At 34.2% G+C, this 893-nt stretch carries 1 protein-coding gene; it reads right to left on the bottom strand.

Going from position 1 to position 893, the window contains the following annotated elements; translation table 11 throughout:
• Positions 1 to 302: branched-chain amino acid ABC transporter permease (locus ACRCJ0_RS16115; RefSeq protein ID WP_431391179.1), on the bottom strand; the 302-nt coding region annotated here is incomplete at its 3' end.
• Positions 303 to 893: the final 591 nt, after the last annotated feature.

Raw genomic sequence — 893 nt, 5'->3', positions numbered from 1 at the left:
CCTATTGCCGTAATTAAGGCTGCAATACGTGTTGATTTACGTAAAGGTTTGTATGCCACACGCTCAATAATTACCCCTAAAATTGCTGTAAAAATCATTGTTAATATAAGTGCTAGAATAATATTCATCCCTAACCCCGTAATTAACCAAAAACCAAAAAAGGCTCCAACCATATAAACATCACCGTGCGCGAAGTTAATCAAGCCGATAATTCCGTATACCATTGTATAACCTAAAGCCATAAGGGCATAAATACTACCCAAAGAGAGTCCGTTTACAAGCTGTTGCAAAAACATCTCCATTTATTTCACTTCCTTTTCCTTTTTTGAATACTTGTGAGTTGCCCCACGGCAAATATAATCCAACATTATATTTGTTCATCTTTATTAATAAAGTATGTATTTACTCATGTAACATTTAATATTTTCAATTTTTTGTCATCCCTGCCATTGCAGAAGTTGACCTAGTTACCGCAAATACCATAAGAATAAGACTGGTTTTATTATAAGAATATGCCAATTCTTATGCAATCTTTTTTAATAATTTTCTAATTTTGTTTTAAAACCGTAACACTTTTGACGATGTTAACGCTTTATTTCCTCATTTTTCAACATAAAATAAGGGAAGTCCTAGTATTAAAAAGACAAACGTGTACAAAGTTTGCATTTCATCTAGAACTTCCCAAATTTGTTTTTATTAAATGGTCAGACTACTCTATTCACTCACGATGTCGTCTGGAGAGATTGTAGTAGAACCTACAACTTCACCTTCTTGCATTTCTAGAATGTAAGCTGTCTTGATTGGATTATGTTGGTCATCGAATGAGAATGTACCGGTCGCACCAGCAAATTCTTCTGTTTCTTCAATTGCAGCTGTTACTGCAGCTGGATCAC

Source organism: Aerococcus sp. L_32 (assembly GCF_050689315.1).
Note: the sequence above shows the minus strand (reverse complement) of the source record. Positions and strands in the feature narration are given on the sequence as shown.